25 protein-coding genes are annotated in these 25,987 nt (G+C 67.4%); 14 read left to right on the top strand and 11 right to left on the bottom strand.

What is annotated here, in order from left to right; all coding sequences use genetic code 11:
* Positions 1–42 precede the first annotated feature (42 nt).
* Positions 43–480, bottom strand: coding sequence for a cytochrome c (locus RVY76_RS09970; RefSeq protein ID WP_317373756.1), 438 nt, complete (start codon positions 478–480; stop codon positions 43–45).
* 281 nt (positions 481–761) lie between these two features.
* Between RVY76_RS09970 and RVY76_RS09975 the strand changes: the two genes are divergently transcribed.
* Positions 762–2,858, top strand: coding sequence for a protein-disulfide reductase DsbD family protein (locus RVY76_RS09975; protein WP_317373757.1), 2,097 nt, complete (start codon positions 762–764; stop codon positions 2,856–2,858).
* A 93-nt stretch (positions 2,859–2,951) separates the two neighbouring features.
* Positions 2,952–3,836 carry a formyltetrahydrofolate deformylase gene (gene purU / locus RVY76_RS09980; protein WP_317373758.1) on the top strand — a complete coding sequence of 295 codons (885 nt, stop codon included), beginning with the start codon at positions 2,952–2,954 and terminating at the stop codon, positions 3,834–3,836.
* A gap of 6 nt (positions 3,837–3,842) precedes the next feature.
* Here purU and RVY76_RS09985 read toward each other — a convergent pair whose 3' ends face one another.
* The 3 genes from RVY76_RS09985 to RVY76_RS09995 form a co-directional block, all read right to left on the bottom strand.
* The gene (locus tag RVY76_RS09985; protein WP_317373759.1) at positions 3,843–4,583 is read right to left on the bottom strand and encodes an SDR family oxidoreductase; all 741 of its coding nucleotides are present in this window, start codon (positions 4,581–4,583) and stop codon (positions 3,843–3,845) included.
* Positions 4,584–4,592: 9 nt separating this feature from the next.
* Positions 4,593–6,374, bottom strand: coding sequence for an IlvD/Edd family dehydratase (locus RVY76_RS09990; protein WP_317373760.1), 1,782 nt, complete (start codon positions 6,372–6,374; stop codon positions 4,593–4,595).
* Between the two features lie 208 nt (positions 6,375–6,582).
* Positions 6,583–7,473: a phytanoyl-CoA dioxygenase family protein gene (locus tag RVY76_RS09995; protein ID WP_317373761.1), complete on the bottom strand. Its 891-nt coding sequence runs from the start codon at positions 7,471–7,473 to the stop codon at positions 6,583–6,585.
* Positions 7,474–7,594: 121 nt separating this feature from the next.
* Here RVY76_RS09995 and RVY76_RS10000 point away from each other — a divergent pair, with 121 nt between their 5' ends.
* The 5 genes from RVY76_RS10000 (at position 7,595) to RVY76_RS10020 (ending at position 12,434) form a co-directional block, all read left to right on the top strand.
* Entirely contained in the window at positions 7,595–8,194 is a 600-nt protein-coding gene (locus RVY76_RS10000) for a LysE family translocator (protein ID WP_317373762.1), read from the top strand.
* Positions 8,191–9,105 carry a sugar kinase gene (locus tag RVY76_RS10005; RefSeq protein ID WP_317373764.1) on the top strand — a complete coding sequence of 305 codons (915 nt, stop codon included), beginning with the start codon at positions 8,191–8,193 and terminating at the stop codon, positions 9,103–9,105. Before RVY76_RS10000 ends, RVY76_RS10005 begins: the two co-directional genes overlap by 4 nt.
* Before the next feature lie 80 nt (positions 9,106–9,185).
* The gene (ltnD, locus tag RVY76_RS10010) at positions 9,186–10,085 is read left to right on the top strand and encodes an L-threonate dehydrogenase (protein ID WP_317373765.1); all 900 of its coding nucleotides are present in this window, start codon (positions 9,186–9,188) and stop codon (positions 10,083–10,085) included.
* Positions 10,086–10,140: 55 nt separating this feature from the next.
* Complete coding sequence (locus RVY76_RS10015) at positions 10,141–11,631, top strand: altronate dehydratase family protein (protein WP_317373766.1); 1,491 nt, start codon at positions 10,141–10,143, stop codon at positions 11,629–11,631.
* Between the two features lie 44 nt (positions 11,632–11,675).
* Positions 11,676–12,434, top strand: a complete 759-nt coding sequence (locus RVY76_RS10020) for a hydroxypyruvate isomerase family protein (protein ID WP_317373768.1) — start codon at positions 11,676–11,678, stop codon at positions 12,432–12,434.
* Between the two features lie 57 nt (positions 12,435–12,491).
* On the opposite strand, the gene RVY76_RS10025 is transcribed toward RVY76_RS10020, so the two are convergent.
* Together RVY76_RS10025 and RVY76_RS10030 are read right to left on the bottom strand one after the other, a co-directional pair.
* Positions 12,492–13,337, bottom strand: a complete 846-nt coding sequence (locus tag RVY76_RS10025; RefSeq protein ID WP_317373770.1) for a fumarylacetoacetate hydrolase family protein — start codon at positions 13,335–13,337, stop codon at positions 12,492–12,494.
* A 32-nt stretch (positions 13,338–13,369) separates the two neighbouring features.
* A complete protein-coding gene (locus RVY76_RS10030) occupies positions 13,370–14,020 on the bottom strand; it encodes a GntR family transcriptional regulator (protein ID WP_317373771.1) in 651 nt (216 codons plus the stop codon).
* Between the two features lie 195 nt (positions 14,021–14,215).
* Between RVY76_RS10030 and RVY76_RS10035 the strand changes: the two genes are divergently transcribed.
* The 6 genes from RVY76_RS10035 to RVY76_RS10060 all read left to right on the top strand — a co-directional run bounded on the left by RVY76_RS10035 (position 14,216) and on the right by RVY76_RS10060 (position 20,567).
* The gene (locus RVY76_RS10035; RefSeq protein WP_317373772.1) at positions 14,216–15,295 is read left to right on the top strand and encodes a TRAP transporter substrate-binding protein; all 1,080 of its coding nucleotides are present in this window, start codon (positions 14,216–14,218) and stop codon (positions 15,293–15,295) included.
* A 101-nt stretch (positions 15,296–15,396) separates the two neighbouring features.
* A complete protein-coding gene (locus tag RVY76_RS10040; RefSeq protein ID WP_317373773.1) occupies positions 15,397–16,203 on the top strand; it encodes a TRAP transporter small permease in 807 nt (268 codons plus the stop codon).
* Entirely contained in the window at positions 16,204–17,799 is a 1,596-nt protein-coding gene (locus tag RVY76_RS10045; protein WP_317373775.1) for a TRAP transporter large permease subunit, read from the top strand.
* A gap of 219 nt (positions 17,800–18,018) precedes the next feature.
* Positions 18,019–18,906 (top strand): NAD(P)-dependent oxidoreductase, encoded by an 888-nt coding sequence (locus RVY76_RS10050; protein ID WP_317373777.1) that lies wholly within the window; start codon positions 18,019–18,021, stop codon positions 18,904–18,906.
* On the top strand, positions 18,907–19,632 hold the full coding sequence (locus RVY76_RS10055) for an SDR family oxidoreductase (RefSeq protein ID WP_317373779.1): 726 nt from the start codon (positions 18,907–18,909) through the stop codon (positions 19,630–19,632). It begins immediately after the preceding gene.
* On the top strand, positions 19,632–20,567 hold the full coding sequence (locus RVY76_RS10060) for a DMT family transporter (protein ID WP_317373781.1): 936 nt from the start codon (positions 19,632–19,634) through the stop codon (positions 20,565–20,567). The genes RVY76_RS10055 and RVY76_RS10060 overlap by 1 nt, the downstream gene beginning before the upstream one ends.
* A 3-nt stretch (positions 20,568–20,570) precedes the next feature.
* On the opposite strand, the gene RVY76_RS10065 is transcribed toward RVY76_RS10060, so the two are convergent.
* The 3 genes from RVY76_RS10065 to RVY76_RS10075 are packed head-to-tail and all read right to left on the bottom strand — an operon-like array spanning position 20,571 to position 22,902.
* Entirely contained in the window at positions 20,571–21,512 is a 942-nt protein-coding gene (locus tag RVY76_RS10065) for a 2-hydroxyacid dehydrogenase (protein WP_317373782.1), read from the bottom strand.
* Positions 21,513–21,565: 53 nt separating this feature from the next.
* Positions 21,566–22,171, bottom strand: a complete 606-nt coding sequence (locus RVY76_RS10070) for an MSMEG_1061 family FMN-dependent PPOX-type flavoprotein (RefSeq protein ID WP_317373784.1) — start codon at positions 22,169–22,171, stop codon at positions 21,566–21,568.
* Positions 22,171–22,902 (bottom strand): lysophospholipid acyltransferase family protein, encoded by a 732-nt coding sequence (locus tag RVY76_RS10075; RefSeq protein ID WP_317373786.1) that lies wholly within the window; start codon positions 22,900–22,902, stop codon positions 22,171–22,173. Before RVY76_RS10075 ends, RVY76_RS10070 begins: the two co-directional genes overlap by 1 nt.
* Before the next feature lie 225 nt (positions 22,903–23,127).
* Here RVY76_RS10075 and RVY76_RS10080 point away from each other — a divergent pair, with 225 nt between their 5' ends.
* Positions 23,128–23,901 carry an MJ0042-type zinc finger domain-containing protein gene (locus RVY76_RS10080; RefSeq protein WP_317373788.1) on the top strand — a complete coding sequence of 258 codons (774 nt, stop codon included), beginning with the start codon at positions 23,128–23,130 and terminating at the stop codon, positions 23,899–23,901.
* Positions 23,902–23,903: 2 nt separating this feature from the next.
* Here the strand turns inward: RVY76_RS10080 and RVY76_RS10085 are convergent, their stop codons facing one another.
* Together RVY76_RS10085 and queG are read right to left on the bottom strand one after the other, a co-directional pair.
* Positions 23,904–24,923 (bottom strand): phosphatase domain-containing protein, encoded by a 1,020-nt coding sequence (locus RVY76_RS10085; protein WP_317373790.1) that lies wholly within the window; start codon positions 24,921–24,923, stop codon positions 23,904–23,906.
* Between the two features lies 1 nt (position 24,924).
* Positions 24,925–25,980: a tRNA epoxyqueuosine(34) reductase QueG gene (queG, locus tag RVY76_RS10090; protein ID WP_317373792.1), complete on the bottom strand. Its 1,056-nt coding sequence runs from the start codon at positions 25,978–25,980 to the stop codon at positions 24,925–24,927.
* Positions 25,981–25,987: the final 7 nt, after the last annotated feature.

Below are 25,987 nucleotides of genomic sequence, written 5' to 3' on the forward strand. Positions count from 1 at the left end.
ACAGATGAGGGCGCTCGCCGCCCCGACATCAAGCCCGCCCCCTCACCGCGCCGCCTGCGCCTCGCGGATCTCGGCGGGCCATGTCGACTTGATGTACTCGACAACATCGCGGATCTCCCCTTCCGTGAGGATATCACCGAAGGCGGGCATGCCGCTCGGAAAATCCGCGACGCCTGCCCGCGCCATCATGCCCGCACCGCCGAGCGTCGTATAGTCGATCAGCGTGGCGTCGTCGTGGTGCCAGGTATGGCCCGTCTCGTCATGGGGCGGCGCGGGCAGGATACCGTCCGGCCCCGCCACCCGCCAGTCGGGCTGCCCCTCGAGCTCGGCCCCGTGGCACGCCGCGCATCGCGCATCGTAGATCGCGGCCCCGCGCGCCAGATCCACCCCCGCCGCCGCGACCGTGTCCGCCTGCCGCGTCGCGGCCCAGAGCGCCACGGCGGCAAGGCCGCCGCCCATGACCACAAAGGCGATCCGCATCCTGTCTCTCCGTATTCCAGGCTCTCTTTCACGGGGCCGGGTTCGATCGCCTGCCAGCGCTGGAAGGTCAAGCGGCCCGTGCCGCACGACATGCCGAAGGGGTCACAATCGGTTGACCCCCCTGCCGAAACGGGCGGTCGCGTTGCAAGATGGGGTGCGAGGTTGCTAATGGACCCGCACGGGCCGGCGGCCCGCCGGACCGGAGAGCGGCCTTTGGCGAAGACGATGACAGCGATAGTCCAGACCGCCGGCGCATCGACCGCCCGGCCACGGCACGCGCCGTGCTGAGTCTCCTGCGCACCCTGCTCGCGGCGATGCTCGTCGCCGGCCTGCCCGGCATCTCGGCCGCCGCGACCTCCGATCCGGTGAACTCTCCCGCGCTGTCGGCCGAACTCGTCACCGCGCAGAACGGGATCGCGCCCGACACGCGCACGATCTCGGCCGGCCTCGACATCACGCTCGAGGACGGCTGGAAGACCTACTGGCGGTCCCCCGGCGAGGTGGGCTTCGCCCCCGAGATCGACTGGGCCGCGTCCGAGAACGTCGCGGATGTCACGTTCCAATGGCCCGCGCCCGACCGTTTCACCGCCTTCGGGATCGAGAATATCGGCTATCACGACGAGGTTCTCTTCCCCCTCCTGATCGAACTCGAACGTCCCGGAGAGGCCGCGACGCTCGCCGCGGATGTCGAGCTTCTGGTCTGCTCGGACATCTGCATCCCGCAGACCTTCTCGCTGTCGCTCGACCTGCCGCTGGTGGACGGGTTCGACCAGGCCTCGGCCGATCGGATCGCCGCCTTCTCGGCTCGGGTGCCCCAGCCCGCCGAGACGGCCCGCGCCGTCGCCCATCGCGACCGGGATGCCACCACGCTGACCCTCTCGGTGACGAGCGATACGCCCTTCGCCGACCCCGACGTCTTTCCCGAATTCGACCGCAACGTGGCCTTCGGCAAACCCGATCTGCGCCTCTCCGACGATGGCCGCACTCTCTGGGCGCGGCTCGACATGCGCGGGGCCGACGATCTGGGCGCATTGCCGCGCCTGACGGTCACCGACGGCGAGGCGCGCGCGCTGGCCCTCGCCCCCGCCAGCGTCGAGACTGCGCCCGAGCCGCCCTTCGCACTCGACGGCGGCGCCGCGCCCGGGATCGCCGCGCTCCTCTCCATCGCGCTGGTGGCGTTTCTGGGCGGTCTCGTGCTCAACGTCATGCCCTGCGTGCTGCCGGTCCTGTCGATCAAGCTGTCCTCGGCGATGAAATCGGGCGGCCGCGATCCCGCCGCGATCCGGGCGGGGTTCCTCGCCGCGGCGGCGGGCGTCATGGCCTTCATGTGGGCGCTCGCGGCCGTTCTCTTCGCGCTGCAACAGGCGGGCGCGGCCGTCGGCTGGGGCGTGCAGTTCCAGAACCCCGTCTTCCTCGCGCTGATCTTCGTCGTTCTCGCGGCCTTCGCGGCCAACATGTTCGGCGCGTTCGAGGTCAGCCTCCCCTCCTCCCTCCAGACCCGTCTGGCCGGAACGGGCGGGCGCGCCGGATACGGGGCGGATTTCCTGACGGGCATGTTCGGCGCGGTCCTCGCCACGCCATGCTCCGCACCGTTCCTCGGCACCGCGATCGCCTTCGCGCTTGCCGGACGCGGCATCGACATCGCGGTGGTCTTCACCGGGCTCGGCCTCGGGCTCGCCCTGCCATATCTCGCCGTCGCGGCGATGCCGCGGCTCGTCGCGATGATCCCGCGGCCCGGCCGCTGGATGCTCTGGATCCGCAGCGCGCTGGGCCTGCTGCTGCTCGGGACGGCGGGCTGGCTCTTCTGGGTGCTTCTGGGCGTCGCGGGCCGCGATGCGGCGCTCGCCGTGCTCGGCCTCTCGCTCGTGCTGGTCGCGGTGCTGTCGTGGTCGCGCCTCGCGCCCGTCCTGCGCTGGGGCGGCGTCGCGATCTTCGTGGCCCTACCCCTCGTCGCCGCCGGCACGCTCGCCGAAACGGGCGCGCGCGGGACGGTGACGCAGACCACGATCCCCTGGACCGCGTTCGAGCGGGCCGAGATCGCGCGCCACGTCTCGCGGGGAGAGACGGTCTTCGTCGACGTGACCGCCGATTGGTGCCTGACCTGCATCGCCAACAAGACGCTGGTCCTCGAACGCGATCCGGTCAGCGACGCCCTGTCGGAGAACGGCATCGTCGCGATGCAGGCCGACTGGACCCGCCCCGACGAGGGGATCTCCCGCTATCTCGAAAGTTTCGGTCGGTACGGCATCCCGTTCAACGTCGTCTACGGCCCCGACGCCCCCGAGGGCATCGTCCTGTCGGAAGTGCTGAGCGGCGATGCCGTCCTCGCGGCGATCGAACGGGCGGGCGGCCCCACCCGGCAGGCCGAGGCGCGATAGTCCCGACACGCGTCGATTTCGTCTATGCGCGGCGGATCGCGAATGGCATCACCGCCCGAGACCGTTGTCCCTCATGCGCGATGTGAACCTGGAATGAAGAAATACTGCCTGACCGTCGATTGCCACTCACGTCGCGGGATCGTGGCCGCGATCGCGGCCTACCTCGCGAGGAACGGGTGCAACATCACCGACAGTTCGCAATTCGACGATACCGAGACCGGGCATTTCTTCATGCGCGTGAGCTTCGTCTCCGAAGAGGGCGCGACGCTCGACGATCTGAGGCAGGGCTTCGACGAGACGGCCGTTCCGCTGGACCTCAACTGGCAGATGCACGACGAATCCGTGAAGATGAAGGTCATCATCATGGTCTCGCGCTTCGGGCATTGCCTGAACGACCTGCTCTACCGCTGCCGGATCGGCGCGCTGCCGATCGAGATCGTGGCCGTGATCTCGAACCACATGGATTACCAGAAGCTCGTCGTGAACCACGACATCCCGTTCCATTGCATCCGCGTGACGAAGGAGAACAAGCCCGAGGCCGAGGCCGCCATCATGCGCGTCGTGGAGGAGACCGAGGCCGAACTGATCGTGCTGGCGCGCTACATGCAGATCCTGTCGGACGAGATGTGCAGGCGGATGTCGGGCCGGATCATCAACATCCACCATTCCTTCCTGCCGAGCTTCAAGGGCGCGAACCCCTACAAGCAGGCCTTCGACAGGGGCGTGAAGCTGATCGGCGCGACCTCGCACTACGTGACCAGCGATCTCGACGAGGGGCCGATCATCGAGCAGGACACGATCCGCGTGACCCATGCCCAGAGTCCGATGGACTACGTCTCGCTCGGCCGCGACGTCGAGGCGCAGGTGCTGGCGCGGGCGGTTCACGCCCACGCCCATCATCGCGCCTTCGTCAACGGCACCAAGACCGTCGTCTTCCCGTCCTCGCCCGGCAGCCACTCGTCCGAGAGGATGGGCTGAGGGCCGTCAGCCCCGCCCGATGAAGGGCATCGCGCTCGCCATCACGGTCAGGAACTGCACGTTCGCCTCGAGCGGCAGCGTCGCCATGTGCAGGACCGAGCTCGCCACGTGGCTCGCATCCATGACCGGCTCGACCTTGCGGCTGCCATCGGCCTGCGGCACGCCCTTCGTCATCTTCTCGGCCATGTCGGTCAGCGCGTTGCCGATGTCGATCTGACCGCAGGCGATGTCGAAGGGCCGCCCGTCGAGGCTGACCGTCCGCGTGAGGCCGGTCACGGCGTGTTTCGACATCGTGTAGGCCGCCGATCCCGGTCGCGGCACATGCGCCGAGATCGAGCCGTTGTTGATGATGCGTCCGCCCTGCGGGTCCTGCCGCCGCATGAGCCCGAAGGCCGCGCGCGCGCAGATGAACATGCCGGTGATGTTGACGTCGCAGAGCTTGCGGAAATCGGCGACCGCGATCTCGTCGAGCGTGCCGTCGGCGATGTTCATGCCCGCATTGTTGAAGAGCACGTCGAGCCGGCCCCATTCCTGCGCGACCTTCACGAAGGCCTCGGTCACCGCGTTCTCGTCGGTGACGTCGAGCGGCAGGATCAGCGTGCTGTCCTCGTGCCCCTCGGCCGTCTCGCGCAGCGCCTCCTCGCGCCGCCCGACAAGCGCGACGTTCCACCCCTCGTCGAGGAACGTGCGCGCGGTCGTCCGGCCGATACCGCTGCTCGCGCCGGTGATGAGAATGTTGCGTGTCATCGAAGCTCCTCAGTGATTGTCGCGCGGAAGGCTTTCGCGGATCCGCTGATAGGCCGTGGCGAGTTCGAGGCACCCGCCCTGCGCCAGCTGACCGACATGGGTGCGGTAGATCTCCTCCCACGGCGTCTGGTGGACGAGCTCGGGCGGCTGCCAGGCGGCCTTGCGCGCCTCCCATTCGTCCTCGGGGACGAGCGCGTTCAACGTGCCCGCATTGAGGTCGAGCTTCACCCTGTCGCCCGTCCTGAGATAGGCGAGCCCGCCGCCCACCGCCGCCTCGGGCGAGGCGTTGAGGATCGAGGGGCTCTCGGAGGTGCCCGATTGCCGTCCGTCGCCCACCGTCGGCAGGTGGACGATCCCGCGGCGCAGCACCTCGTCGGGCGGCTGCATGTTCACGACCTCGGCCGATCCGGGATAGCCGACGCAGCCGACCCCCCGGATGAACAGGATCGTCGTGTCGTCGATCTCGAGCGTCACGTCGTTGATCCGGTCGTGATAATCCTCGGGCCCCTCGAAGACGACGGCGCGCGCCTCGTAGGTCCCCTCGCTGCCCGGCGTGTCGATGTAGCGCTTGCGGAAATCCTCGGAGATCACGCTCGTCTTCATCAACGCGGAATCGAAGAGGTTGCCCGACAGCACCACGAAACCCGCATTGGGGCGCAGCGGCTTGTCGTAGGTCGTGATGACGTCGTGGTCGGCACTGTCGCGACCGGCGATGTTCTCGCCCATCGTCCGGCCCGTCACCGTCATGCACCCTTCGTGGATGCGCCCCGCCTTGGCGAGTTCGGCCATGATCGCGGGCACCCCGCCCGCACGCTGGAACGATTCGCCCAGATAGGCCCCGGCGGGCTGCATGTTGAGCATGAGCGGCACGTCGTAGCCGATCTTCTGCCAGTCCGTCACGTCGAGCTCGACGCCCGCATGGCGCGCGATCGCCTGCAGGTGCGGGGGCGCGTTGGTCGATCCGCCGATGGCCGAATTCACCACGATCGCGTTCTCGAACGCCTCGCGCGTCAGGATGTCCGACGGCTTGAGATCCTCGTAGGCCATCGCGACGATGCGCTTGCCGGTCTCGTAGGCCATCTCCATCCGCTCGCGGAACGGGGCCGGAATGGCCGAACAGCCGGTCAGCGACATGCCCAGCGCCTCGGCCATCGCGTTCATCGTGCTGGCCGTGCCCATCGTGTTGCAATGGCCCATCGACGGGGCCGAGGCACAGGCGCGGTCCATGAACTCGTCATAGTCGATCTTGCCCTCCGCAAGCAGGCGCCGTCCCTCCCAGATGACGCCGCCCGATCCCACGCGCTTGCCCTTCCACCACCCGTCGAGCATCGGCCCGCCGTTGAGGGTGATCGCCGGGATGTCCATCGTGGCCGCGCCCATCAGCATGGCGGGCGTGGTCTTGTCGCACCCGGTCGTCAGCACCACCGCGTCGATCGGATAGCCGTGCAGCACCTCGACCAGGCCCAGATAGCTCAGGTTCCGGTCGAGCGCGGCGGTCGGCCGCTTGCCCGTCTCCTGGATCGGATGGACCGGGAATTCCATCGGGATGCCGCCGCCGTCGCGGATGCCGCTCTTGATCCGGTCCATGAGAAAGACGTGGATCTTGTTGCAGGGCGCGAGATCGCTGCCCGTCTGCGCGATGCCGATGATCGGCTTGCCCGATTGCAGCTCGGAGCGGTTGAACTGCTGGTTCTGGTAGCGTTCCAGATAGAGGGCGGTCATGCCCGGATTGTTCGGGTTGTCGAACCATTCCTGCGAGCGGAATTGCTTGTTTGCGCGCGTATCGGCCATGTCATCTCCTCTTCGGGCGACCTCCATGCCGTCCGCCCGATCGCATATTCCCGTTTGGTATACCAAATTGCAAGGGACAATCCGCGCGGCGCGACCCGGCGATCCCGAAGCCGCCCGGGACCGGCGCAGGTTCACCTGCCCCGCCCTCGCGGCACGCGACCCTTTCTAGAGGCATGACGGGGCGGAGCGCCCCGCAGGATTTAACGGATCATGCGAAGGCCGATTTCGCGCCGCCCGACCGCTGCATCCCGAAGATCGAGCTCGTATCCCCGGCGGGCGGCAGCGGCATCGTGACCGGCACCTCCTTCAGTCGCGGCGAAAGGCAGGGGCTGCCCGCGATGGTGCGGTCCTGAAGGTCCTCCCAGAACCGCCGCTGGCCGAGTTCGTGGATATACGAATTCGCGCCCAGGATCGGCCAGGCATCGGCCGCCGCGCATTCGAAGAAGAGGATGAGCCGCGGCCGGTCCGACACGTTCGGGGCCGATCCGTGCAGCAGCCGCGCGTGATGCACGCTCATGCTGCCCGCCCTGCCCGTCAGCGTCACGGCCCGGTCCCGCTCGAAAAGCGGATCCGCGGGGTCGATCGCACCGCAGAAGACGCCGTTCGCGCGATGATCGAGGATCGGCCCGCGATGCGTGCCGGGAATGACCATCAGCGGCCCGTTCTCCTCGTCCACGTCGTCGAGCATCAGGCCCACGGCCAGCAGATCGTCGTTGGTATGCGGATAGAAGGCCCAGTCCTGGTGCCACTCGACCGCCGCGCCGCCGCCCGGTGCCTTGGTGTTGAGCTTCGACGTCAGCAGCGTCACGTCGGCCCCCAGCAGGTCGGTCAGCACCTCCGTCACGCCCGAGGATCGCAGCGCGTCGTCGAAACAGGCATGGCGCTTGTGCGGCAGCTTGATCCGCGTGAGTTTGGGCTGCTCCCGCGAATGCCCGCGATCGAGATCGTAGACCGCGTCGCTCTCGCTCACCTCGCGCGACGCCTCGATCAGGTCGCGCGTGACCGATCGCATGGTCCCGAGCTGCTCCTCCGTCACGACGTTCTCGACCATCAGATATCCGTCTTCCGCATAGGACGCCTTCTGCGTGTCGCTCAGCATCTGCCCCTCCCGGCCCATGTTGACACCGCCCCCGAGGAACGGTTTCCTCCCCGGACGCTACATCAGTTCGGCGACAGCGCAAGAATGCGGGCCCGCCGCGCCCCTCGCCATGGATCGCCCGATGCTGACATTCGCGGCCGCCGTCTTCTTCCTCATCATCACGCCCGGACCGGGGGTCCTCTCGGCGGCCGGGATGGGGTCGGGCTACGGCTTCCGCGCGGGGCTGCGATACCTCGTCGGGCTCTTCGTCGGCACGAACCTCGTCGCGATCGCGGTCATCACCGGGCTCGGCGCGATCGTGCTGTCGGTGCCGTGGCTGAGGTGGATCCTGATGATCGCCTCGGTGGGCTACCTGCTCTATCTCGCCGTCCGCATCGCGACCGCCGGCAGCCGCATCGCCTTCGTCGAAAGCACGCGCGCCCCCGGCATGGGCGCGGGGCTTCTGCTGCAGGCGATCAATCCCAAGGCCTACGCGGTCAACACCACGCTCTTCGCGGGCTTTCCCTATGCCGCCGACAGCTATGCCTTCGAGGTGGCGAGCAAGCTCGTCATCACCAACGCGATCTGGATTCCGATCCATCTCGCCTGGCTCTGGGCCGGCGCGTCCTTGCACCGGCTCGCATTGGATGAGACGACACAGCGACGCATCAACTACGCCATGGCCGCCTCGATGCTTGCGGTGGTCGCCCTGGCCCTGATTTCCGGAACGAGACAGACATGACGAGCGAACGCAGCTTCCTTTCCATCGGCGAATGCATGGTCGAACTCGCCCAGACCGGGTCCGACACCTATCGGCGCGGCTTTGCGGGCGACACGTTCAACACCGCCTGGTACGCGCGCAGGCTCCTGCCCGACGAATGGCGCGTCTCCTACGGAAGCTGCATCGGCACCGACGCCGTGTCCGAGGAGATGGCCGCCTTCATGGAGGCCGAGGGCATCGACACCACGACCCTGCGCCGCGTCCCCGACCGCAGCGTCGGGCTCTACATGATCTCGACCGAAGGGGGCGAGCGCAGCTTCTCCTACTGGCGCTCGCAATCGGCCGCGCGGCTTCTGGCCGACGATTCGGGCTGGCTCGACGAGGTGCTGGGCAGCCGCGACTACGTCCACCTCTCGGGCATCACGCTCGCCATCCTTCCCGCCGCCCAGCGCAGCAACCTCTGCAACGCGCTCAAGCGCGCGCGCGAGGGCGGGACCTTCGTCTCGTTCGACACCAATCTCAGGCCCCGCCTCTGGGAGGACGAAAAGACGATGCGGGAGGGCCTCACCATGGGGGCCGAGGCCGCCGATCTGGTCCTGCCGAGCTTCGACGAGGAGACCGGGCTCTTCGGCGACCCGACCCCCGCCGACACGGTCGCGCGATACCGCGCGGGCGGCGCGCGCATGGTCGTCGTCAAGAACGGCGGCGAGGACGTGACGCTCTGGTCGGCGGACGGCACCGACACGGCGCTGTCGCCCGAGCGCGTCGCCGATCCGGTCGACACCACCGCCGCCGGCGACAGCTTCGCGGCTGCGGTGCTGGCCGGGCTCGCCACCGGCAAATCGCTCGAGGACGCGGTCGCCGTGGCGATGATCCTCTCGGCCAAGGTCATCCGCAGCCACGGCGCGCTCGCCCCGGCGATCTTCGACTGAGCGCGGGGGGCACCGGCGGGGTTTCCCCTTGAAACTCCGCGCCGTCCGCGCTTTGGTATACCAAACCGGGAGGATTGGGAATGAGCAAGCAGACAGCCGCCGTGATCGGCCTCGGCTCCATGGGCTACGGCGTGGCGTCGTCGCTCCTGCGGGGCGGACATGCGGTGCACGGTTTCGACATCAACGAGGCGAGCGTCACGCGCTTTCGCGACGCGGGCGGGGCCGATGGCGGCATGGATGCGGTCGCCTCCGGTCTCGACGTGGTCCTGACCGTGGTCATCAACGCGGCCCAGACCGAGGACGTGCTCTTCGGCGAGGGCGGGATCGTGCCTCATCTGGCCCCCGGCACCGTCATCGTCTCCTGCGCGACCGTCGCGCCCGATTTCGCCCGCGAGATGGAGGCCCGCTGCACCGAGGCCGGGCTCCTCTATCTCGACGCGCCGATCTCCGGCGGCCCCGAGCGCAGCGCGCGCGGAGAGCTGTCGGTCCTGGCCTCGGGCCATCCCGACGCCTTCGCCAAGGCGCGCCCCTGCCTCGACGCGATGGCCTCGCAGGTCTACGAACTCGGTGACGAGGCCGGCCCCGGATCGGCCATGAAGGCGATCAACCAGCTCCTCGTCGGCGTCAACCTCGCCGCGATGGCCGAGGCGATGACCTTCGGCATGACCCAGGGCGTCAGCCCCGAGAAATTCGCCGAGATCATCCCCCAATGCGCGGGAACGAGCTGGGTGCTCGAGAACCGCGCACCGCATGTGGTCGAGGGCGATTACACGCCGAAATCGGCCGTCGACATCTGGCCCAAGGATCTCGGCATCGTGCTCGACACGGCGCATGCGTCGAAGTTCAGCGCGCCATTGACCGCCGCGGCGCTCCAGCAATGGGTGGCGGCGCAGGGCCAGGGCCTCGGCCGCGAGGACGACGCCGCGCTCATCAAGGTCTATGCCCGCAATGCGGGTCTCGACCTTCCGCAGAAAAAATGACCGATCCGGCCTGCCGGCACTGCCGGCACGCCCAGATGCAGAGGATGCAGGGATCATGCAGACCGTAAGACTGTCTCCAGAGGACAACGTCGTCACCGCCATCGTGCCGCTCGAAGTCGGCCAGGAGGGGGCGACGACCCTCGTGCCGCGCGGCCACAAGATGGCGACCGTGGACATCGCCAAGGGCACGCCCGTCCGCAAATACGCCCAGATCATCGGCTATGCCCACGAGGACATCCCGAAGGGCGCGCATGTGCACAGCCACAACCTCGACTTCCGCGCCGTCGATCAGGAATACGAGTTCTCGACCAACCTCCGCCCGGTCGAACCCGCCAGGACGCAGGACACGTTCAGGGGCTTCCGCCGCTCGACGGGCCGCGTCGGCACGCGCAACCACATCGCGATCATCACCTCGGTCAATTGCTCGGCCACCGCCGCGCACAAGATCGCCGAGCACTTCACCGAAGAGCGTCTCGCCGAATATCCCAATGTCGACGGGGTGACGGCCTTCGTGCACGGCACCGGCTGCGGCATGGGCGGCGACGGCACCGGCTTCGAGGCGCTGCAACGCGTGATGTGGGGCTTCGCGCGCAATCCCAACGTGGGCGGCGTGCTGATGGCGGGCCTCGGCTGCGAGATCATGCAGATCGACTGGCTGATCGAATCCTACGGGCTCGAGCCGGGGCCGCTCTTCCAGGCGATGAACATCCAGGACGTGGGCGGCCTCGCCAAATGCGTCGAGCTCGGCATCAAGAAGATCGAGGGCATGCTGCCCATCGTCAACGCCTTCGAGCGCGAGGAATGCCCCGCCTCCGAGCTGATGGTCGCCCTGCAATGCGGCGGATCGGATGCGTGGTCCGGCATCACCGCGAACCCCGCCGTGGGCCATGCCTGCGATCTGCTGGTGGCCCAGGGCGGCACCGGCGTGCTGGCCGAGACGCCCGAGATCTACGGGGCCGAGCATCTCCTGACCGCGCGGGCCGTCGATCGCGAAGTGGGCGAAAAGCTCGTCGGCCTCATCCACTGGTGGGAGGATTACACCGCCCGCGCCAAGGGCTCGATGGACAACAACCCCTCCCCCGGCAACAAGCGCGGGGGCCTGACCACGATCCTCGAGAAATCGCTCGGTGCGGCGGCCAAGGGCGGCACGACCCCCCTCACCGGCGTCTACAAATATGCCGAGCCGGTCACCGCCAGGGGGTTCACCTTCATGGACAGCCCCGGCTACGACCCGGCCAGCGTCACCGGACAGATCGCGTCGGGCTGCAACCTCGTCTGCTTCACGACGGGCCGCGGATCGGCCGCGGGCTACAAGCCATCACCCTCGATGAAGGTCGCGACCAACAGCGAGATGTACAATCGCATGGTCGACGACATGGACATCAACGCGGGCACGATCCTCGAGGGCAAGAAGTCGGTCGAGGAAGTCGGCCGCGAGATCTACGAGATGTGGCTCCGCATGGCATCGGGCGAGCAGAGCAAGTCGGAGCTTCAGGGGCTCGGGGATTACGAATTCGTGCCCTGGCAGATCGGTTGCACGATGTAGGGCCCCGAGGGTCCGTCCCGTCCATCGGCAGAAGGAGCGTGAAAATGAAGTTCTCGGCCAATCTCGGCTTTCTCTGGACCGATCGCGCCCTTCCCGACGCGATCCGCGCGGCCAGCGCCGCGGGCTTCGACGCGGTCGAACTGCACTGGCCCTACGAGACGGATCCGGCCGAGGTCAGATCCGCGCTCGACGAGACGGGCCTGCCCTGCCTCGGTCTGAACACGCCGCGCGGCGATACGGGCGCGGGCGAGAACGGCCTCTCGGCCCTGCCCGGCCGCGAGGGCGAGGCCCGCGCCGCGATCGAGCAGGCGCTCGACTACGCGGTCGCGATCGACGCGGCGAACGTCCACGTCATGGCGGGCGTGGCCGAGGGCCCCGAGGCCGAGGCGGCCTTCATCGCGAACCTGCAATTCGCCGCCGCCCGCGCCGGTCGGCGCGGCATCCTGATCGAGCCGCTCAACCATTACGACGCGCCCGGCTATTTCCTGAACACCGCGACCCAGGCCGCCCGGATCGTCGAGACGGTCGGCGATCCGAACGTCAAGATCATGTTCGACTGCTACCACATCCAGCTGATGCAGGGCGATCTGACCCACCGGCTCCGCACGCTCCTGCCCGCGATCGGCCATATCCAGATCGCGTCCGTTCCCGACCGGGGCACCCCCGATCACGGCGAGTTAAATTATTCCTACATCTACGATCTGCTCGGGGAACTCGGCTGGCAAAGCCCCCTCGGGGCCGAATACAAGGTCGCAACCCCCACCGACGAGACCCTCGACTGGCTGCGCGCCGCGCGCGGCTGAGGTTTCGCGGCGAAACCTCGAAGTGGCCCCGGACCGCGATCCGGGGCCTTTTTCCGTTCAGTCGGCGTTGGCCACGTCCTGGCGCTGATCGCCGAGGCCCTCGATGCTGACCTCCATCACGTCGCCGGATTTCAGCCAGACCTGGGGGTTCATCCCCATGCCGACGCCCTCGGGCGTGCCGGTCGCGATGATGTCGCCCGGCATCAGCTGCATGAACTGGCTCATGTAGGAGACGATCTCGCGCACGGTGAAGATCATGTCCGAGGTGTTCGACTTCTGCATGACTTCGCCGTTGAGCTTGAGGCTCACGTCGAGTTTCTGCGGATCGGCCACCTCGTCGGCGGTCACGAGCCAGGGGCCCACGGGACCGAAGGTCGGGGCGGACTTGCCCTTGGTCCACTGGCCGCCACGCTCGGTCTGAAAGGCCCGTTCGCTGACATCGTTAACCGTGCAGTAGCCGGCCACGTAGTCGAGCGCCTCGTCCTCGGAGACGTAGAGGCAGGGCTTGCCGATGACCACGCCGAGCTCGACCTCCCAGTCGGGCTTGGTCGAGTTGCGCGGAATGATGACCGTATCGTTCGGACCGCAGAGGGCGGAGCTGGTCTTGTTGAAGAGAATCGGCTCCTTCGGCTCGTCGGCACCGGTTTCGGCGGCGTGCTTGGAGTAGTTGAGACCGACGCAGAAGAAGTTCGGCACCCATGCGAGGGGCGATCCGATGCGGCCGGGATCCGAGACGACGGGAAGGCTGTCGATGTCGATGCCGCGGATCTTTTCGAGCGCCTCGAGCGACACGCCCGGACCGGCCAGTTCGTCCACCTTGCCGCTCAGGTCGCGGACCTGACCGTCGCCATCGAGGATCCCCGGCTTTTCCTGTCCCTTGGGCCCAAATCTCAGAAGCTTCATGTTTCTCCCTTCCGGCCGCTCGGCCGATTGCTTCAGGTTTCTTCCAGCTCGAACACCTGCCGCATGTCTTCGGCCAGATGTCCGGTGTGGTCCTCGAGCGCCTTGTCGAGCGCCGCGTGATCGCGCCGCCGCAGCGCATCGAGGATCGCCGCGTGCTGTTCGAGCACGACGGAGCGATTCTTGCGCCGGCGGGACGTGAGATATCGAATGCGCCAGAGCCGCGCCAGATAGGCGTGATGCGTTTCGGCGAGCGCATGGTTGCGCGAGGCGACCGCGATCGCCTTGTGGAATTCCATGTCGTTCTCGAAGGAATCGAGCCGGTCGGCGGTGTAGAACTCGCGCTCCATCCGGTCCGCGATCTCGACGATCCGGTCGATATCCTCCTCGGTCGCGTTGCGGCAGGCGAGCTCGGCCGAGAGCTTTTCGAGGGCCTGCAGCACGACCAGCTGGTCGACGACCTCGTCGAAGGGCGGATCGGCGACGAGCGGACTGCGCGACAGGCGCAGGACCACCAGCCCCTCCTGCGCGAGGATGCGAATCGCCTCGCGCATGGGCGTGCGGCTCACCCCCATCTCGAGCGCGGTGTCGCGCTCCTTGATGGGCGCGCCGGGCTTGAGCTTGCCGCGGAGGATGTCGCGGCGCAGCTCGGCCGCGATCTGCTTGGGCAAAGACTCGTCCGCCATTCCCGCGCCTTTCCGTCCTTGTGGAAACCGGGCCGCCCCCGCGGCCCTTTCCGATTTTGGTATACCAAAAAAGGTTGATTGTCGATCCGTCGTTCTCTAGCGTCCTTTTCGATGGTATACCATCTCGGCCACGCGCGAATGTGCAGGTGCCATAACGATGAGACGACAGCAAAGTCGCTCAGGGAGGAGACAAAGATGACGACGACCAAGATGCTGCTTGGTGCCGCTGCCGGTGCCTTGATCGCGGGAACGGCCTCGGCCCAGGAGGTGACGCTCCGCATCCAGACCCATTACGCGACCGAAACCCCGAGCGGTCAGCTGATCGCCCAGTGGGTCGAGGACGTCCAGACGATGTCGGGCGGCGACATCGCGATCGAGATGTTCTATTCCTCGGCCGTGGTCGGCACGACCGAGACCTTCGACGCCGCGATCAACGGCATCCTCGATTGCGACGCGACGGGCGGTGCCTATCAGACCGGCAAGAACCCCGCCTTCCAGTTCGTGGGCGACATCATGGGCGGCTACGACACGCCCTGGCAGCAATACAGCTGGCTCTATTACGGCGGCGGCCTGGAGGCGGCGCAGGAACTCTACAACGCCAACGGGATGCAGCTGATCGGGTGGTCGATCTACGGGCAGGAATCGCTGTCCTCGGCCACGCCTCTCGAAGGGCCCGAGGACCTGCAGGGCTGGAAGTTCCGCTCGCCCCCGGGAATGGAGACCGAGATCTTCGAGGAGCTCGGCTCCTCGCCCATCGTGATGGACTTCACCGAGATCTTCACCGCGCTCGAGACCGGGATCATCGACGGCACCGATGCGAGCGGCCTCGCCAACAACGTGGGCCTCGGCCTCTATGACGTGGTCAAGCACGCGACCTTCCCCGGCTTCCACTCCATGCCGTCCGACCACCTCGCCTGCAACCAGCAGGTCTGGGAGGGGCTGACCGACCAGCAGCGCCGCATCATCGAGGTGGCGTGGCAGAAGCTGTCGTTCCAGATCGCGCTGACCTTCGAGAAGGCCAATGCCGAAGCGGCCGCCATGCTGCAGGAACAGGGCGTGACGCTCTATGACTGGTCCGACGAGGGTCGCGCGACCTTCCGCGAAGCCGCACAGGTCGCCTGGGAGGACTGGGGCAGCCGCTCGCCCGAGGCCGCGGCCCTGCTGGAAAGCCACAAGGCCTATCTCTCCGATCTCGGCCTGATCTCGAGCGACGACAGCTCGGGCGGCGAGAGCTCGGCCGAGGACGGCTCCTCCGGCGAGAGCACGGCCAACTGATCCCCGGGCGGGCGCGCGCGCCCGCTCCAGCATCGAGGCGGTCCCGAAAACGGGGCCGCCTTTCCAGGATTACGGATCCTTGAAACAAGGGGGGGAGGCCCATGCACGGAAACAGCGTCTGGCTCGGGCGGGCGAGACAGCCCATCAAGTTACTGATGTTCGGCTTCATCGCCGTCTCGCTACTGCTCTACGCGTGGCTCGTCGTCAGCCGGTTCATCGATCCCAATGCCTATGGCATGTACGAGATGATCCGCCCGTCGGGCAAACCGCTCGTCCAGCTGAGCCTGTTCTGCTTTTCGGGCGCGGTGATCCTCGCGGCGATCTACCTGTCGGATTTCAACGGCGAGATCGAGCCGCAGCATACCGGCTTCTTCGACATCCTGTCGCTCGTGCTCAGCCGCATCGCGATGATGATGATCGCCTTCATCGTCCTGGTGATGTTCTACGAGGTCGTCAGCCGCTACGTCTTCCTCGCGCCGACGCTCTGGGCCAACGAATTGTCGCTCTGGGGGGCCGCCTTCGTGTTCCTGCTGTCTGGGCAATACGCGATGCAGCAGCGATGCCACATCCGCATTCCGGTCATCTACGACAGGATGCCGTTCTGGATGCGCAAGGTGTCCGACACGCTGTCGGTCCTGCTGATCTGCGCCTTCGTCCTCGCGCTCGTCTGGGGCGGCTACAACGACGCCGCGACGCGCTTCGCGCGGATGGAGACCTTCGGCACCGCCTGGGATCCGCCCATCCCGGGCATCATCAAGCCCTTCCTCCTGCTCGCCATGGTTCTCGTGGCCCTCCAGTCGGTGTCGAACCTGATCGCCGACTGGAACAAGGAGAACGCCTACGAAGACCCCGAAGGCGTCGACGAGACCGAAATCGAGAACATCAAGCGCACGCTGGAGGAAAGATAGATGGTCGATATCGGCACACTCAGCCTGATCATCCTCCTGGCGATGTTCGCCCTGCTCGCGATCGGGATGCCGCTGGGCTTCGCCTCCGCCTTCCTGGCGGTCGTGACGCTCGCCCTGCGGTTCGATCCGGCGATCATCTTCGGGGATTTCGGGCGGGGGCCTCTCTCGGTCCTCGCGCAGGCCGTGTATCGGCAGATGACGAACTACGTCCTCATATCGATACCGCTCTTCATATTCATGGCCGCATTGCTCGAGCGATGCGGCATCGCGCGGGACATGTATTCGTCGCTGAACGTCTGGCTCAGCCGGACGCGTGGCGGCATCGCCATCGTGACCTCGATCATGGCCGTCATCATGGCCGCGATGTCGGGCATCATCGGCGGCGAGGTCGTGCTTCTCGGGCTCATCGCGCTGCCGCAGATGCTGCGGCTGGGCTACAACCAGAACCTCGCCATCGGGACGATCTGCGCGAGCGGATCGCTGGGCACGATGATCCCGCCGTCGATCGTGCTGATCTTCTACGGCCTCGTGACCGAGACCTCGATCAAGTCGCTCTTCACCGCGGCGTTCCTGCCGGGCTTCATGCTGGCGTCGTTCTTCCTCATCTACATCCTGATCCGGACGCGCATCACGCCGTCGCTCGCCCCGCTGCCCGAGGCGGATCCCGACGATCCGCAGGGCAAGGAAAAGGGACTGATGTTCCTGGGCTTCCTCGCCCGGATCACCTGCTGGATCTCGGCCGCGCTGCTGCTGAGGGCGCTGTTCTTCACGGTGACCTCGGCCAACGTGGTCCGCGAGGGGGTCGATCCGATCCTGCTGGGGATGGTCAGCGACATTCCCTATCTCGTCGGGGCGTTCCTCATCGCGCTCGCCACGATCTTCTTCGTCGTGGGCCGCGAGCGGACCTCGCAGGGGTGGAAGATGGGCAAGGGCCTCGTCGCGCCGATCCTCGTCATCGGCGTGGTGCTGGGCTCGATCTACGGCGGCATCACGGGGATCACCGAGGCGGCCGGGATGGGCGCGATCGCGGTCTTCGTCATCGGCCTCGTGCGGCGCGAGATGACGTTCCAGATCCTCTGGGACAGCCTGATGCGGACGCTGAAATCGACCGGCACCATCATCTGGGTGACGATCGGTGCGGCCGCGCTCGCCGCGGCCTACACGCTGGCCGGGGGTCCGACCTATGTGGCGAACCTGATCGTGGGCGCGGACGTGCCGACGATGGGCGTCATCCTGATCATGATGTTCGTCTTTCTCATCATGGGGATGTTCATGGACTGGATCGGCATCGTCCTGCTGATCATGCCGGTCTTCCTGCCCATCGTGACGCGCCTGCCGCCCGACGAGATCGGCTTCTTCGCGTCGGTCGATCCGCGCTTCCTGCCGATCTGGTTCGGGGTGGTCTTCTGCATGAACATGCAGGTGAGCTTCCTCTCGCCGCCATTCGGCCCCGCGGCGTTCTATCTCAAGTCGGTGGCTCCGCCGCATATCGAGCTGACCGACATCTTCAAGGGCTTCCTGCCCTTCATCGCGCTGCAGCTTCTGGCGCTGGCCGTGATGCTCGCCTACCCGCCGATCGTGACGGTGTTCCTCTAGCATCTCGCGACCATCGGACAGGACGCGGCGCGGGCGATCCCGGGATCGTCCGCGCCGTCCCGCCCGCGGGAGCACATCCCGCGAGATCGCTCTCGACGCCGTGAACCTACCTGTTAGTTTGCACCGCAAGAGGCGCGACAGACCGGGGGCGCGAACGTTTCGCGATCGATCCCACCGCCCGGCCGCCGTTGCGCCGGCACGTCTCCAGGAGGAAAGAACATGAGCGACGAGAAAATCGGCTTCATCGGCCTCGGCCTGATGGGCCGCGCGATGGTCGAATGCCTGCAAAAGGCCGGCCATCCCGTGACGGTCCTTGGGAACCGCGACCGCACCGGCATCGAGGAGGCGCTCGCGCGCGGGGGCAAGGAGGCGTCGACCGCCCGCGAGCTGGCCGAGGAGAGCGACATCGTCATGCTCTGCATGGGCACGTCGGACCATGTGGAAGGCCGCATCTACGGCGATGACGGCGTGCTGGCCGGAACGAAGGATGGCCAGATCGTGATCGATTTCGGCACCTCGCTGCCGACCTCGACCATCGAGATCGGCAAGGCGCTGGCCGAGAAGGGCGCGCAGTATCTCGACGCGCCGCTCGGCCGCACGCCCGCCCATGCGGTGGACGGCAAGCTCAACATCATGTGCGCCGGCGACGAGGCCGCCTACCAGCGGGTCAAACCCGTGCTCGACACGCTGGGCGAGAACGTCTTTCACCTGGGCGAGCTCGGCAACGGCCACAAGATCAAGCTGATGAACAACTTCTTCGCCATGACCACGGCCATGGCCATGTCCGAGGTCTTCGCAACCGCCGACAAGGTCGGGATCGAGCGGCAGATGGTCTATGACGTGATGTCGGCCGGTCCGCTCAAGTCGGGCATGATGGACTTCATCAAGAACTATGCGACCGACGGCCAGATCGACCTTGCCTTCTCGGTCGAGAATGCCGCCAAGGATGTCGGATATTACCGGACGATGACCGAGAATTACGGCCTCGAAAGCCGCATGTCCTCATGTGCCGCGAACACGCTCGCGGCCGCCCGCGACGGCGGCGATGGCGGGCTCAACGTCCCTGAAATGGTCGACTGGATGACCAAGAACCTCGGAGCGAAGTGAATGAGACTCGAAGGAAAGCGCGCATTCGTCACCGCGGCGGGCCAGGGTATCGGCCGTGCCATCGCCAAGGGCATGGCCGCCCAGGGTGCGGAAGTCGTGGCGACGGACCTGAACGGCGATCTGCTGTCGGATATCGGAACGGCCGAGCATTTCGCGCTGGATGCGACCGACAAGGCCGCGCTGCAGAAGGCGGTGAAGGAGGCCCAGGCCGATATCCTCGTGAATTGCGCGGGCTTCGTGCATAACGGCACGATCGCGGATTGCACGGACGAGGAATGGGAATTCGCCCACAACCTCAACGTGCGGTCGCAATTCCATTCGATGCAGGCCGCGATCCCCGGCATGGTCGAACGCGGCGGCGGGTCGATCATCAACGTCGCCTCGGTGGCCAGCTCGATCATCGCCGCGCCGAACCGCTTCGTCTATGCCGCGACCAAGGCGGCGGTCATCGCGATGACGAAATCCGTCGCGCTCGACTTCGTGACGACCGGCGTGCGCTGCAACTGCATCTGTCCCGGCACGGTCGAGAGCCCCTCGCTGCACGATCGCTGGAAGGCCAGCGGCGATTACGAGGCCGCGCAGAAGGCCTTCATCGCGCGTCAGCCGATGGGCCGCGTCGGCACGCCCGAAGAGATCGCCAACCTCGCGATCTATCTCGGATCGGACGAGAGCAGCTTCACCACCGGCCATGCGCATGTGATCGACGGCGGCTGGTCGGTCGGCTGATGGCCGACCGGCTGCATCACGAAGTCGCGCAGCGCGAGGACAAGCTCGGTCTCGGCATCGGCATCATGGCCCTTGGCGTGACCCTGTTCACCTGCATCGACAGTTCGGCCAAATGGCTGGTCCTGGCCGGGCTGCCGGCGCTGCAGGTGGTCTTTGTCCGCTATGCCGTGCATTTCGCGATGTCGCTGGTTCTGTTCCTGCCGCGCGAGGGGATGGATGCGATCCGCTCCAACGCCCCGGTGCGGCAGGCCCTGCGCTCGGCTTGCCTGTTCGGCAGCACCCTATGCAACTTCACCGCGCTGCAATACCTGCCGATCACCGTGACGACGACGATCATGTTCTCGGGTCCGATCGCGGTCACGCTGCTGTCGATCCCGATCCTGGGCGAGAGGGTCGGCCTGCCCCGCCTCATCGCCGTCTGCGTGGGCTTCGTCGGCGTGCTCGTCGTGATCCAGCCCTGGGGCGCGGAATTCCACCCGGCCATGCTGCTGAACCTCCTCGCGATGGTTCTCGCGTCGCTCTACTTCGTGCTGACCCGGATGCTGGCCGGGATCGAATCGAACGCCACGGCGCAGGTCTGGTCGTCGGGGCTCGCCTCGATCCTGCTCGCGCCCGTGGTCTATTCGCTCTGGACCTGGCCCGAGAACACCATCGACTACGTGGTGATGGGCCTGATCGGCATCTTCGGCGGATCGGCGCATATCTTCGTGACGCAGGCCCACCGGCTGGCCGATGCCTCGATCCTCGCGCCGATCATCTATTTCCAGGTGCTGACGGCGGCGCTGGCCTCGATCGTGATCTTCGGCGAATGGCCGACGATGTGGACCGTCGTGGGCGGCGCGATCATCATCGCCGCGGGCGTCTATATCTGGCACCGCGAACGTCGCCAGGCGGGCATCACGCCGCCGCCGGCCGACCCCCGCACGGCGCGCTGAGCGTCAGTTCACCCGCGTGAGCAGCGCGCGGCCCGCATGGAAGGCCGCGATGTTGTCGCGTTGCAGACGCCCCATCGCCGCCCGCGTCGCATGCGTGCCCGAGCCCTGATGGGGTTGCAGGACGACGTTCCCGAGCGAGGCGAAGCGTGGGTCGATCTCGGGTTCGGACGCGAAGACGTCGAGCGCGGCACCGGCGATCCGGCCGCTTTCCAGCGCGTCGAGAAGCGCGGCCTCTTCGATCGTGGACCCGCGCGAGATGTTGACGACCACGCCCTCCCCGCCCAGCACGCGCAGCATCCCGGCCGAGACCATGCCTTCGGTCTCGGGGCCGCCGACGAGGCTCACGACCAGGATGTCGACGGCGCGGGCGAGATCCATCGGATCGGCGTGGTGGGTCCAGCCCGCGGGCGTCTCCTTTGGCGACCGCGACCAGTAATGCAGCTCCATCCCGAAGGCGGCGAGCCGGGTGGCGATGGCATGCCCGATCCGGCCGAGGCCGAGGATCCCGACCGTCGCCCCGCTCATCTTGCGATTGAGCGGAAAGGCCTCTCCCCGCGCCCATGCCCCCGACCGGACATGTGCGTCGCCCTGCACCATGCGCCTGCCCTGCATGAGCAGCATCGCCACGGCGAGGTCGGCCACGTCGTCGTTGAGCACGTCGGGCGTGTTCGTAACCGCGATCCCGCGGGTCCGGGCGGCGTCGACGTCGATCGCGTCGTAGCCCACGCCGAAATTCGCGACGAGGCCGAGCTTCGGGAAGGCCTCCATCGCGTCGCCGCCGAAGGCCGAGTGCCCCTTGTAGGCGATCGCGGTGATGGCGGACCGGGTCTCCTCCGGCAGGGCGAGCGCCTCGTCGAGCGTCTGGGCCCTCAGAGCCCCCAAATCGGCCTCGAGCGACCGTTCGTCGATCTCGGTATAGGCTCCGATTGCCAGCGTCTCGGTCATGGAAATGCTCCTCCGCGTTGTCGTTCTCGTTCCGGGCCTCCGGAAGGCCGCGCCTACCAGAGCGTCTCGGGGGCTTCCTTCGCCCAAGCGCGGTCGTATTCGCGCGCCTCGATCGCCTCGGCGGCCATCGCGGCGAGCATGTCGCCCGCGCTCGGCAGGTCGGCGCTTTCGTCACGCCCGCTCCAGAGGTTCGAGCGCAGGATCGCGCGCGCGCACTGGAAATAGACCTCGGCCACCTCGACCGACAGGACGGTAGCGGGCGGCTTGCCACGATGCGCGAAGCTTTCGAGAAGCGCGTCATCGACGACGAGCGTTCCGTGCCCGTTCACGCGCACCACGTTGCGGCTTCCCGGGACGAAGAACATCAGCGACACGCGCCCGTCCTCGACGATGTTCTCGAGCGAATCGAGGCGGTTGTTGCCGTACCAGTCGGGCATCAGCAGGTGCCGCGCATCGACGATGCGCACCACGGGGCCGTCATCGCCACGCGGCGAGGCGTCGGTCCCCTCCGGGCCGACGGTCGAGAGCACGCAGAACCGCGACCGCGCGATCCACGCGGCATAGACCGGCGTGATGTCGCGGGCGACCTTTTCCATCGACGTGCGTTTCGGCGCGGCATAGCGCGCGCGCAGTTCCTCGATCGTTCCGATCGTCTTCATCACGAAATCCTCCCGAAGCCGGCCTCGCCGTTCAGCCTGTCCGACGCGCCCTCCACCCTCGTTTCAAGCTCGCGCATGAAGGCGGCCTTGGGCAACCCCGTCTCGATGCGGGGCATGAATTCGAAGACGGCGATGCCCGGCTCGCGCATGATCCCGCGCTTGGGCCAGAAGACCCCGACATTCGTCGCGACCGGAACGCAGGGCTGACCGAGCTGCGCATAGAGCGCGTGCGTTCCGCTTTTGTAGGGGGCGGCCGTGCCCACGGCGATGCGCGTGCCCTGCGGATAGATGCAGAGCTGTCCGGGCTCGCGCAGGCCGCGTTGCACATCGGCGAGCATCTGCGCGATGGCCTTGCCGCGCTTGCCGCGATCGACCGGCACGCATCCCAGCCGATAGGCGTATTGCCCCAGGATCGGCGCATACATCAGCTCGCTCTTCATGATGAATTTCGGCCGGGGCAACGCGTGGAAGATCACCAGGATGTCGAAGAAGGACTGGTGCTTGGCCGCGACGAGGACCTCGTCGGAGGGGACCTCGCCCCGGATCTCGACCTTCAGACCGACCATCCAGGATGCCGTCCAGATCACCCAGCGGCAGTAGAGCTTGCAGGCGAACCGCGCCCCGCCCGGATCGAGCAGTGCCCAGGGCAGGCAGACGATGCCGATCACGATCATCGCGAGGTACATCTGGATGTTGAAGATCAGCGATCTGAGGAATTGCAGCGCCTTCATGGAGTCTCCTTCGGGGGACGCGTCGGGCCGTCCGACCGCATGAGGAAGACCGCGATCAAAGCAGCAAGCGGCGCGATCGGCAAGGGCAGCGGCCGATCGCGCGGCGATCGGACCCGGCGCGACGGTTGCGCAGCGCGGCAAAGTGTTGGAAACATGTGCCCGGATGACCGAGAAGATCCGCCCGCACGAGCGGAGGTCGAAATCCGGACGGGACGGGATACTTGGATGCGGCTCACTTGCCCGAACTGCGCGGCGCAGTACGAAATCGACGCGTCTCTCATCCCCATCGACGGGCGGGAGGTCCAGTGCGCGAATTGCAGCCATACCTGGTTCGCGCGACGCGACCCCGCCGCGGCCGAACGGCCCGCGCGCGCCGAGAAAGAGGCGGACACCAGCAAGGCCGAGCCCCCCTCACCGCCCCTGCCCGACACGCGGGCGGAAGAGGAGCCGGAGGGCGTCGACCCCGAATCCGGATCCGGGCCGGAGGATGCGGCCGCGGTTCCGCGCCGGCGCGAGCTTGACCCCCGGACGCGCAGCATCCTGGAGGAGGAGGCCGCGCTCGAGGCCGAGCAGCGCCGCCGCGACGCGTCGAAGCCCGCCGACCCCGAGCCGGCACCCCGGAGGGACGTCCCCCCGGCCCCGCCGGAACGGGCGCGCGCGACGCACAGATCGACCCCGACCGTGCCCATGGCGGCCAACGACACCGATCCCCTGCCCGACCGGGACCGGATCGGCGCGACGCTCGACACCGCACCGGCGCATACGGAAAAGCCGACGGTTCCGCCCGTCACCGACGGCGCGACGCCGCGCGGATTCGTTGCGGGCTTTGCCCTCGTCATCGCGATCGCGGCGCTTTTCGTGCTGGTCTATGTCGAGGCATCGACGCTCGCCGCCGCGTTCCCCGAGATCGAGGGATCGCTCGCGGCCTATGTCGACCGGGTGAACGCGCTGCGCGCGGGTTTCGACGGCTGGATCGGCAATCTCGCGGGACGGATCTGACGCTAGACGCGGATGCCCGCCGCCGTCAGACGTTCGGCGATACCGTTGAAATCGCTGCCATGTTCCACGGTCACGCCGAGCCTGCGGATCGCGGCCATGGCCTCGCGGCTCGCCGTGTCGGGGCCCGGACCGGGTTCGCGCAGGACGATGGCCCGGATCCGCCCCGCATGGCGGTGGCAGGCCTCGAGATAGACCTCCGCGTCGTGCTGCCCCGTATCGCCGATCAGCACGAAATCGAGACCGGGATTGGCCCCGAGCACGCGGTCGATCGCGTCGCCCTTGTGGTCGCCATGCGTGCCGGTGATGAACTTCGTCTCGCTGATCCCCAGATCGCGCAGGAACATCGGACCCGCGACGAGGCCCGCGCGGTCGAAGACACGCTCGAGGAAGGAATGCAGGTTCCAGGGGCTCGAGCTGACGTAGAAGACCGGATTGCGTCCATGATTGCTGAGATGATCCATGAGCACGATCGCGTCGGGAAAGATCCGCCGCGTCGTCGCCGACCCCGTGAAGGTGGTCCAGAGGTTGCGCGCCAGCGAATAGGCCCCGGTCTGGAGCATGGTGTCGTCGATATCCGACACGATGCCGATCCGTGCGTCGGGCGACGGGACCATGGCGCGGAAATTGCGCCGGCTTTCGGGGTCCCCGGCGATCTGCAGCGGCACCTCGTGCCAGCCCGGCCGGCTTAGATCGACCGGCACCTCCATCACGACATAGCCCTCGGGATCGCTCAGCGACGCGACGCCGTGCGAGGGGGCCACGACCTCGACCTCGGCGACCTCGTTCGTAAAGAAGAGCGATGCCATCTCGCGCATGTTCTGCCAGCGGCTCTGGCCCGGGTCGGGCGTGGTGCGGCGCAGGCTTGCCAGGACGCGGCCGCGCAGCACGACGCCGTGCCCCGCAATGGCGTAGCCGCGATAGGAATCGAGGACCGGCCGGTCGGGCACCTTGCGCGGGCGCACACGGTCGAACCATGCCTCCGCCCTGATGGCCAATCTGTGCAGCCGACCGGGCTTTGCCACGTCAACTTCCTTCAGTTTCCCCGAGCCGCACACTAGCCCAGCGTGCGGCATCGGCAACGCCTTCGTCGGGGTCCTGTGTCAGTCCGGCCACAGCGCGCGAAAGCTCGGGACGGGCGGAATTGCCGATCGCGTAGCAGACGTTGCGCACCAGCCTGTCGCGGCCGATCCGCTTGATGGGCGAGCCTGCGAACATCGCGCGAAACCCCGCATCGTCGAGCGCCGCAAGCGTCGCGAGTTCCGGCGCGCGCCGTCCCGGCTGCGGCGACAGGCGCATGTCGCGCGCGGCGGTGGCGAACTTGTTCCACGGGCAGATCGCGAGGCAGTCGTCGCAGCCATAGATCCGGTTGCCCATGCCGGGACGCAGCGCCGGATCGACGGGGCCGCGATGCTCGATCGTGAGATACGAGACGCAGCGCGTCGCATCGAGACGGAAGGGCGCGGGAAACGCGTCCGTGGGACAGATGTCGAGGCAGCGCGTGCAGTTGCCGCATCTTTCCGTTGCGGGCGTGTCGGGCGGCAGGTCGAGTGTCGTGAAGATCGCACCGAGAAAGACCCAATTGCCGAGATTGCGCCCGAGAAGGTTGGTGTGCTTGCCCTGCCAGCCGAGCCCGGCAGCGGCGGCGAGCGGCTTTTCCATCACGGGTGCGGTATCGACGAAGACCTTGATCTCGGCCTCGGGGCCGGCCTGTTCGATGAGCCAGCGGCCGACCTTCTTCAGGCGCTTCTTGACGACGTCGTGATAGTCCCGCCCCTGGGCATAGACGCTGACGGCCCCCCGGTCCGACAGCCCCACATCCTCGAGCGGATCGTGCCCGGGGGTGTAGCTTTCGGCCAGCATCACGACCGAGCGCGCCTCGGGCCAGAGCGCGGAGGGGTCGCCGCGCCAGCCCGTCCGTTCGGCCATCCATCCCATCTGGCCGTGATGGCCCGCATCCAGAAACGCATGCAGACGGCCGGCCGCCTCGGGGATCGCGTCGGGGCGACAGATCCCCATCTTGGTGAATCCCGCCTCGAACGCGAAGGCTCCGAGCCGCTCCTTGAGGTCGCGCCCGGTCATCGCGGGC

The sequence above is a fragment of the Palleronia sp. LCG004 genome (genome assembly GCF_032931615.1).
GTDB lineage: Bacteria > Pseudomonadota > Alphaproteobacteria > Rhodobacterales > Rhodobacteraceae > Palleronia.

Bases quoted from the DNA above. Each gene is read 5' to 3' on its own strand.
- RVY76_RS09970 (WP_317373756.1), bottom strand. From the start codon at position 480: ATGCGGATCGCCTTTGTGGTCATGGGCGGCGGCCTTGCCGCCGTGGCG.
- purU (WP_317373758.1), top strand. From the start codon at position 2,952: ATGAAGAAATACTGCCTGACCGTCGATTGCCACTCACGTCGCGGGATC.
- RVY76_RS09985 (WP_317373759.1), bottom strand. From the start codon at position 4,583: ATGACACGCAACATTCTCATCACCGGCGCGAGCAGCGGTATCGGCCGG.
- RVY76_RS09990 (WP_317373760.1), bottom strand. From the start codon at position 6,374: ATGGCCGATACGCGCGCAAACAAGCAATTCCGCTCGCAGGAATGGTTC.
- RVY76_RS09995 (WP_317373761.1), bottom strand. From the start codon at position 7,473: ATGCTGAGCGACACGCAGAAGGCGTCCTATGCGGAAGACGGATATCTG.
- RVY76_RS10000 (WP_317373762.1), top strand. From the start codon at position 7,595: ATGCTGACATTCGCGGCCGCCGTCTTCTTCCTCATCATCACGCCCGGA.
- RVY76_RS10005 (WP_317373764.1), top strand. From the start codon at position 8,191: ATGACGAGCGAACGCAGCTTCCTTTCCATCGGCGAATGCATGGTCGAA.
- ltnD (WP_317373765.1), top strand. From the start codon at position 9,186: ATGAGCAAGCAGACAGCCGCCGTGATCGGCCTCGGCTCCATGGGCTAC.
- RVY76_RS10015 (WP_317373766.1), top strand. From the start codon at position 10,141: ATGCAGACCGTAAGACTGTCTCCAGAGGACAACGTCGTCACCGCCATC.
- RVY76_RS10020 (WP_317373768.1), top strand. From the start codon at position 11,676: ATGAAGTTCTCGGCCAATCTCGGCTTTCTCTGGACCGATCGCGCCCTT.
- RVY76_RS10025 (WP_317373770.1), bottom strand. From the start codon at position 13,337: ATGAAGCTTCTGAGATTTGGGCCCAAGGGACAGGAAAAGCCGGGGATC.
- RVY76_RS10030 (WP_317373771.1), bottom strand. From the start codon at position 14,020: ATGGCGGACGAGTCTTTGCCCAAGCAGATCGCGGCCGAGCTGCGCCGC.
- RVY76_RS10035 (WP_317373772.1), top strand. From the start codon at position 14,216: ATGACGACGACCAAGATGCTGCTTGGTGCCGCTGCCGGTGCCTTGATC.
- RVY76_RS10040 (WP_317373773.1), top strand. From the start codon at position 15,397: ATGCACGGAAACAGCGTCTGGCTCGGGCGGGCGAGACAGCCCATCAAG.
- RVY76_RS10045 (WP_317373775.1), top strand. From the start codon at position 16,204: ATGGTCGATATCGGCACACTCAGCCTGATCATCCTCCTGGCGATGTTC.
- RVY76_RS10050 (WP_317373777.1), top strand. From the start codon at position 18,019: ATGAGCGACGAGAAAATCGGCTTCATCGGCCTCGGCCTGATGGGCCGC.
- RVY76_RS10055 (WP_317373779.1), top strand. From the start codon at position 18,907: ATGAGACTCGAAGGAAAGCGCGCATTCGTCACCGCGGCGGGCCAGGGT.
- RVY76_RS10060 (WP_317373781.1), top strand. From the start codon at position 19,632: ATGGCCGACCGGCTGCATCACGAAGTCGCGCAGCGCGAGGACAAGCTC.
- RVY76_RS10065 (WP_317373782.1), bottom strand. From the start codon at position 21,512: ATGACCGAGACGCTGGCAATCGGAGCCTATACCGAGATCGACGAACGG.
- RVY76_RS10070 (WP_317373784.1), bottom strand. From the start codon at position 22,171: ATGAAGACGATCGGAACGATCGAGGAACTGCGCGCGCGCTATGCCGCG.
- RVY76_RS10075 (WP_317373786.1), bottom strand. From the start codon at position 22,902: ATGAAGGCGCTGCAATTCCTCAGATCGCTGATCTTCAACATCCAGATG.
- RVY76_RS10080 (WP_317373788.1), top strand. From the start codon at position 23,128: ATGCGGCTCACTTGCCCGAACTGCGCGGCGCAGTACGAAATCGACGCG.
- queG (WP_317373792.1), bottom strand. From the start codon at position 25,980: ATGACCGGGCGCGACCTCAAGGAGCGGCTCGGAGCCTTCGCGTTCGAG.